6 protein-coding genes and 1 pseudogene are annotated in these 7,887 nt (G+C 31.7%); all 7 read right to left on the bottom strand.

The window, feature by feature from the left end; all coding sequences use genetic code 11:
- The coding region (gene brnQ3, locus IDG60_RS02045; protein ID WP_206160443.1) for a branched-chain amino acid-like transporter carrier protein BrnQ3 at positions 1–1,308 on the bottom strand (1,308 nt) is incomplete at its 3' end.
- Positions 1,309–1,532: 224 nt separating this feature from the next.
- Positions 1,533–3,419: a nitric oxide reductase activation protein NorD gene (locus tag IDG60_RS02040; RefSeq protein ID WP_001283678.1), complete on the bottom strand. Its 1,887-nt coding sequence runs from the start codon at positions 3,417–3,419 to the stop codon at positions 1,533–1,535.
- Positions 3,420–3,432: 13 nt separating this feature from the next.
- Positions 3,433–4,224 (bottom strand): ATP-binding protein, encoded by a 792-nt coding sequence (locus tag IDG60_RS02035; RefSeq protein WP_001185421.1) that lies wholly within the window; start codon positions 4,222–4,224, stop codon positions 3,433–3,435.
- A 180-nt stretch (positions 4,225–4,404) separates the two neighbouring features.
- Positions 4,405–4,608 carry a DUF6501 family protein gene (locus tag IDG60_RS02030; protein WP_000902175.1) on the bottom strand — a complete coding sequence of 68 codons (204 nt, stop codon included), beginning with the start codon at positions 4,606–4,608 and terminating at the stop codon, positions 4,405–4,407.
- Positions 4,609–4,636: 28 nt separating this feature from the next.
- A complete protein-coding gene (locus tag IDG60_RS02025; protein WP_000334518.1) occupies positions 4,637–5,446 on the bottom strand; it encodes a VOC family protein in 810 nt (269 codons plus the stop codon).
- Positions 5,447–6,025: 579 nt separating this feature from the next.
- Complete coding sequence (sucB, locus tag IDG60_RS02020; RefSeq protein WP_001115440.1) at positions 6,026–7,294, bottom strand: dihydrolipoyllysine-residue succinyltransferase; 1,269 nt, start codon at positions 7,292–7,294, stop codon at positions 6,026–6,028.
- Between the two features lie 13 nt (positions 7,295–7,307).
- A pseudogene (locus tag IDG60_RS02015) lies at positions 7,308–7,887 on the bottom strand (2-oxoglutarate dehydrogenase E1 component); the annotation flags it as partial.

Below are 7,887 nucleotides of genomic sequence, written 5' to 3'. Positions count from 1 at the left end.
AAATATGCCGACTAGATAGCCTAATATCGTTGCAATAATTGCTACTGGGAACCACTCTAAAGAATACGCTCTTAGAGGCAATGATTCTATAAAGTTAATTTTCAGCCAACCTAACTTACTAATAACACTGAAAATCGACAATATAAATACGATAATAACTGGAATTTGTTGTGAAATGCGTTTTGTCGGTATGAATTTGGCAATTAAAATTAATAATACAACAGTTATTGCTACTGGGTATACAATGCTTAATACCGGAATTGACATTGAGATAACAGCATTTAAACCTTGGTTAGCAATAATAAAACTCATTAAAATGAAAACTAATACAAATGCTTTGTATGATACTTTAGGTACGATTCTATGGAAATATTCAGAAACTGCAACAATAAGCCCGCATGCTGTAGTTAGACATGCCAGCGCCACAATGATGCCCAATAAATATTTTCCGAATGAACCAAATCCTGTTGAAGCCATTGTCGTTAATAAATATGTCCCAATGTTTCGATCTTTGGATTTCAATTGATCTAACGTCATGTCACTTACTGGCATATGATTACCAATATAACCTAATGAAATATATATGAAAATTAAAGCTACGGCTGCAATTAAACCAGCAGTCAAAGTTTGTTTGAATATTTGATTTGTTTTAGTAATGCCTGTTAGTTTTACTGCATTAACAACAATCATTGAAAAAGCAATTGCTGCAATGGCATCCATTGTTAAATAGCCTTGTGTAAAGCCTTCAGCAAAACTTGAAAAATTAGAATGATATAGTGCTTCATTGCCCTTTCCAGCACTATTACCGCTAAAGTCTAAGTATCCTTTAATAATCATCGCTAAAATAGTAATCAATAATAATGGTGTTAATAATGAACCAATACGATCGATTAACTTAGATGGATTTAAACAAATATACAAAACGACTATGAAGTAGATAATCGTAAATATAAATAAAGCGATACTACTATTGCTATGTATAATTGGTGTAATTGTCATTTCAAAAGATGTAGATGCAGTTCTAGGTATTGCGAAAAGTGGTCCTATAGTCAAATAAATGATGATTAAGAACAATATTGAAAATTTAGGTGAAATTTTATTTAATGCGCCAATATATCCTTCTTTATCAAGTGCACCTACAATCACACCTAATAATGGTAAACCAATCCCAGTTAGAACAAACGCTAAAATGGCGGGCCAGAAAAATTGACCACTATCCAATCCGAGATTAGGAGGAAAAATTAGATTGCCTGCGCCAAAAAACATAGCGAAGAGCGTAAACCCAATGACCCATGTATTTTTATTCATAGAGTTACTCCTTTTTTTAAAACACGAAATAATTTACAAGTAAATATTTTAGCACAAAAAATAATAAAGAGTCTATATGAAATATGTTGTACATAGCAGAAACAAAACACATGTGTTGTTTAAATCAAATTATGCCAGAAAATAAAATTCTTCAAATTCACTTTTTAAATAGTAACTGATGACTTTTATTCACAATTTCATATAAACTCATATTTTAAACTTATTTATAAAGATTTAAGTAGTAATTTTTTTAATAATGGAGAGAGATGTCCAGGTAAATGCGCAACACCTTCAACGAAAATAGCATATTGACCATAAATATTATGAATTGTTTGTTCAACATCTTCAGTTATTGGATCTTGACTCAAAAATACATTAAATACTTCAATACCAAATTTACGTGACATTTCTACAGCTTCATACGTATCAATAATACCATCTTGACTATAATTAAATGCAGACGGTTCGCCGTCTGAAAATACGATTAAAAATCGTTGATGTTGATTTCGACGCATTAATCGTTCACTTGCAACTCTAATAGCAACACCATCACGATTATCATCTTGAGGTTCAAGTGCCATAATACGTGGGCCATCTTTTTCAAAGGTTGAGTAATCATAGTTAATAATTTCATTAATGATATTTGGTTGTGCATGATCGTCTGAATCAAAGGCATCCTCACTGAATGATAAAATTTCATGTTTAATGTTCAATGCTTTTAACGTCTCGTGGAATAACACTACACCTTTCTTCGTTTCAGCCATTTTATCATGCATACTTGCTGACGCATCAATTAACAATGTAAACGTCGCATCAAATGATTTACTTAAATCTTGTTTTTTGTAAAACAATTTATATTGATCGTCGATAAACCAATTAATTAAATCCTTTTGTAATCGCCCTTTTGTTAAATTAAAACGTGCATCTCGTTGTTCTCGTTCAATCGTTTTCTTTATAATTTGAATTAAGTCTTTGATTTCATATTGTACGTCTTGTTTCGATTCTTGATATTCTAAAACATATTGTGGCTCAATTTCAGGAATTTGCCATTTTATTTCTACATTTTTGTTCACACCATCAAGTTGAAATGCTTGGCTTTGACCAACAGCATCGCCTTCTTCACGATTTAGCGTATCGTTTGATCCTTTGCCCTTTTTGGTCATCATATCAGTCATATCATCTGTAGCATCGCCTTCACGTGCTTCATCATTACCTAATGTTTCACTATTTTGTCCTTCGTGAAGCTCCATTTCTAAATAGGCGCCACCTTTTGACTCACTATCTGCAGATTTAGAGTCAGCTTTTTCACTTTCGTTATCATCATCTTCTGAAGTATCATCTTGCCCATCGACTTGACTTGCATCAGTTCTCTTTAAATCATCAAACTCTGGACTAGCTAATGTATTATATAGTGTTTTAGGTAAGTAATAATATTCGTTTAGCATATCTTCTTTTAAAATATCATCTACTTGATACATAATTCTTTGAGCCAGATACATATTATCTTCAGAATTTTGATTTTGGAAAAAATTAGGTAAATATAAGAACATATTTACTAAAATATCATCTAAATCTGAATGTATAGATGGTATATCAAAGAAATCTTGACTTAAAAATGCATGTTCTAAATACAAAAATAATAAATCTGTATATTGTGTTTTAGTACGATACACTTTAATTTGAGATTCCGTATATGATACCCGTGTATCTAAGCGAAGATCAATTAATTTAGCAGTACTTGGGCGCTCAACTTTAATAGAATTTAATACGCGCATATCTTCTAATAATTTAAAAAGTTGTTGATAAAATTTAGGGTGTTTAAAAGTTTTATCTTGTACTACTTCATTTACAATTTGTACATCCATCATATGATAACCGTAAGCAGCTAACATAACATCTGTTTTTAAACCAGCCATTTCGATATGGCTTGGTCGATGTGACCAAAACCAACTCGTAATCAAAACATTTTGAACAGGATTATAGTAAGGGAATTTTTGGATTTTAACTTGTGTTTGTTCATTTTTTAATAAGAGTCGAGCTAAGTCTTGCAACATCATTACTTGCTTGGCATCTAACTGTTCGTCGTTAAATTTTATGAAACGATCACTCATGTTTTATCCCTCTTTAAAAGTTTAGTTCTACAGCATTATATATTGCTTGTTGTTCACGTTCATCTTCCAATTTATCAATAATTGTACGTTTAATTGCACGTTCAACTGGCATTACAGTGATTAAATCACACAAGTCTAATAATGCACGGATACTAGCGGCTTCTTCAGAAATTTGTCCCTGCTTAGACATAGTACGTAAATCTTCGTTAAACTTAATAATTTGTTCGATTTGTTTATCATCTTGTAATAAACTTTGCTCTTTAATCACATTTTTTAAAATGTCCCCGTCAATATAATCAACGTGAATAACAACAAAGCGATTTTTTAGTGCTTCATTCATTGGCAAAGTACCAACATAACCTTCATTTATCGCTGCTATAACGTTAAATCCTGGTACAGCTTTGATTACTTCACCAGTGTATGGATTCGTAATTTGACGACGATAATCTAATACACCATTTAATACAGGCAATGTTTCAGGTTTAGCCATATTTATTTCATCAATATATAAAATATGCCCCTCTTTCATAGCTTTAATAACTGGACCATCTACAAAGACAATTTCTTGTTGACCTTCCGCATTTGTTTTAATTGTTTTAAAGCCTAATAAGCTTTCTGTATCTAAATCAACAGAACAATTGACTTGATGCATGGGTGTATCAACAACTTCACTTAATGTTTCTGCCAACTTTGTTTTCCCTGAACCTGTTGGACCTTTAAGTAAAATATTTTTATTTAAATCAAATAATGCCTTCGCATCATTGAAAACTGTTGAATCTGAATTCTTATAATGTTTTAGTGCCATTTTAAAACGTTCTCCTTTAAATAAATTAAAAAACTAAGACATGGAATAAGTTCTTCAAATGCCTTAGTTTACTATTCTATTCTGATATAAAACGCAATACTTAGTATGCGAATTGTTTATATTTTACCAAATTTACTAATTGAAAATCTCATATTAGGCTTCATTTCAATAATTATGCGTTTAAACTTCTTTGAAATATGTTTTATAGTAACCGCCAACTAATCCAGAATTATCTATTATTTGATAATATTCTTCAGTTTCGTTGATAACATCATATTGTTTGCCAACCGTTAACATGTCAGAAACTGTAAATTTCTTTGCATCTGTATTAATGACTTCTACTTTCTTGATTGGTGTACGTTCTTTCCAAGTTTCATGTAACATAAATTTTGTCCTCGCTATCGTAAAAAAATTATTTTTGTAAAGTGAATATAAACGATAATCCACTGTTTTCAGTAATTCTAATTGATTCAATATCATCTTGCTCAAGCGTTTGATATGGTATTTCCACTTCATCTAAGCGCGATTTCGCTTGATTAAAGAAATCTGCATCTTTCGTTTCAAACTCAACTTGATCGACTGCGCCATATTCCGGCATTGTCATTTCGGTTTCTACAGGCATTAAATGTATTTCGCCACCTAGACCACCCGTTCCAACTTTGAATACTTGGACATGATAGTCAGCATTGTCGAAGGGTTGGTATTCTGCAAATACTTCAAGTCCGAATATATTTGTTAAAATTTGACCTGTAATATCTACATGATTCACTTTAAGAATCACTGGTCCTAAACCTTGCACTTGATGTAACGGATTGACCGCACTCTCAAAAGAAGGCATACCTAAACCAACGCCATAATTATTCTCGTTTGAATATATTGAGAAAATATGACCATTGTTATCTTCGAGACTGAAATATTTATTGCCATTTAATTCTTTAACTGTTGTAAATGGAATATCCTTATTCGATAATATTTCCGCATACTCCTCTAAACCTGAGTCAGTTGGTGTACGTAATCCAATACCCACAAAGTGAGATTCTTCTAATTGCTCACTTGGAACTTGTATAAATTGAAGTCTTGTTCCCGGGCTTATATCTGCATCGCCGAAACGAATTGAGTTTTCAAGAAGTTCTTCATAATTTAATCCTAATATGTCAACCATGAAATGTTTTGTCTGTTCTATATTTGTTGTACCTAATGTTATACTTCTAAGTCCACACATTATAGCCACCTCTATCTTTATCTTTACTATTATATTATAACTTATTTTAATCATAAATTATAGAATATCGGTCAGTTGATTTTGATTATAGATTAATATGTGAAAAATGTATTTCTTTAAAAGAACTATTTCATTTAAATAGGTAACATAATATTGTTATGGTTGCTATTGAGTATGTCATTAATGAGTATCTGTATATAGCAATTGAATATTTCGTTTTATGTAGTACATAAAAAACATATACATGTCGTATCCATAAAGTGAATTTACATCTTGTTCAGATGATTTTAAATTAACTAAAGGCGCTTATAGAATTCATAAATTTCATCGCTTGTTATTATCTAAAATGATTTCATTAGCATATTGAAACACGCCATTCCACCTATATTTCTATTGTGAGTCTATTTCAATAAAAATGATATATTTTTTAAGTTGTCAAAATTAAACTCACATTTTAATACGAAGCATTATAAAAATAAAGTACAGCAGTAAGATATTTCGACTAGAAAATAATCTTACTGCTGTTTGTTATTGATTTGATTACGTTTTTAGGAATAGTAAACTATTTTGTGTTGTGGATTAAGATTCTAATAATAAGTCTTCTGGGTTTTCAATTAATTCTTTAATTGTTTTTAAGAATCCAACTGCTTCTTTACCGTCAATAATTCTATGATCATAGCTTAATGCAATATACATCATTGGACGATTTTCGATTGTATCTTGATCAATCGCAATTGGTCTTGTAATAATTGAATGCATGCCTAAGATTGCAGCTTGATTACCATTGATAATTGGCGTACTCATCATTGATCCAAAAATACCGCCATTTGTAATCGTAAATGAACCATTAACCATATCATCTAAGCCAAGTTTTTTCTCTCGTGCTTTAACTGCTAAATTAGCAATTTCTGCTTCGATTTCTGCAAAATTCTTTTTATCACAATCTCTTACAAATGGTACTAATAATCCATCATCTGTAGAAACAGCTACACCAATATCATAATATTGTTTCGTAATCATGTCGTCGCCGTCGATTTCTGCATTAACTTCTGGATACTTTTTCAAAGCTGCTACAGAAGCTTTAGTAAAGAATGACATAAATCCTAATTTAGTACCATCATGATCTTTCATAAATTGTTCTTTCTTACGTTTACGCAATTCCATAACATTTGTCATGTCAACTTCGTTAAATGTTGTTAACATAGCTGTATTATTAGATACCTCTAATAATTTTTTGGCAGCTGTTTTCTTTCTACGTGACATTTTTTCACGAATCACTGGTTTTGTAGGATATTGATTGTATTTTTTCTCTTCTTTTGCAGATGCTTGTTGTGTTGTTTGTGTTGATGCCGGTGCCTGTTGTTTCTTATCAATATCTTCTTTACGAACCACATCATTTGTTTTCGGACTTACTTCAGCAAGATTCACACCATTTTCACGAGCATATCGACGCGCAGAAGGCGTAGCATTAATACGTTGCTGATTGTCATCATTTGCTTGATTGACTTCAGCTTTATCTACCGAATTATTTGTTGTTTCTTCTTTTTTATTATTTGTTTCTTCATTTTGTTGTGGAGTATTGTCGTTACTATTTTCTTTAGAAGCATTGCCACTACCTTCGCCGATGATAGCAATTGCTTGTCCAACTTCTACAGTGTCGCCTTCACTTGCAAGTTGTTCAGATAATACACCTGCTTCTTCAGATACAACTTCGACATTAACTTTATCAGTTTCTAATTCAAGAATAGCTTCACCTTTTTCTACGCTATCCCCTACGTTTTTCAACCATTCTGCAATGGTACCTTCTGTAATAGATTCTGCTAATTCTGGAACTTTAACCTCTGGCATGACTTATTTCCCCCTAGTTATTTTTTAATGCATTTTCTATAATTTTATTTTGAACAAGTTTATGAATTTCTCCATCGCCTTCAGCTGGAGCAGCCCTTTGAATTCTGCCATGATAACTTAAATCATATTTATCTGCAACTAGCACTTTAACATATGGATAGACATATAACCATGCACCTTGATTTTTAGGTTCTTCTTGTACCCATGACACTTCTTCAAGGTTTGGCAATTGTGCTAGTAATGCTTCAATCTCTTCCTCTGGGAATGGATACAATCTTTCAATCGCAACGAGTAACACGGATTCGTCTGGATTTTTAGCTAATGCTTCTTTTAAATCAATGAACATTTTACCAGTTGCTAAAATAACTTTTGTAACCTTATCCGCTTGATATGATTCTGTCAAAATTGGCTCAAATCCACCAGAAGTAAACTCATCAATTGGTTTGGCAACTGTTTTATTTCTCAATAAGCTTTTTGGTGACATAACAACCAATGGTCGCATTTGTTCAGAATCTAAACTAGCTGCTTGTGCACGCAATAAGTGGAAATAATTACTTGAACTAGATAAGTTGACAACTGTGCAATTATTTTCA

The sequence above is a fragment of the Staphylococcus sp. EG-SA-2 genome, assembly GCF_017152085.1.
The sequence above is the reverse complement of the archived record's forward strand: the minus strand, read 5'-3'. Positions and strand labels throughout refer to the sequence as shown.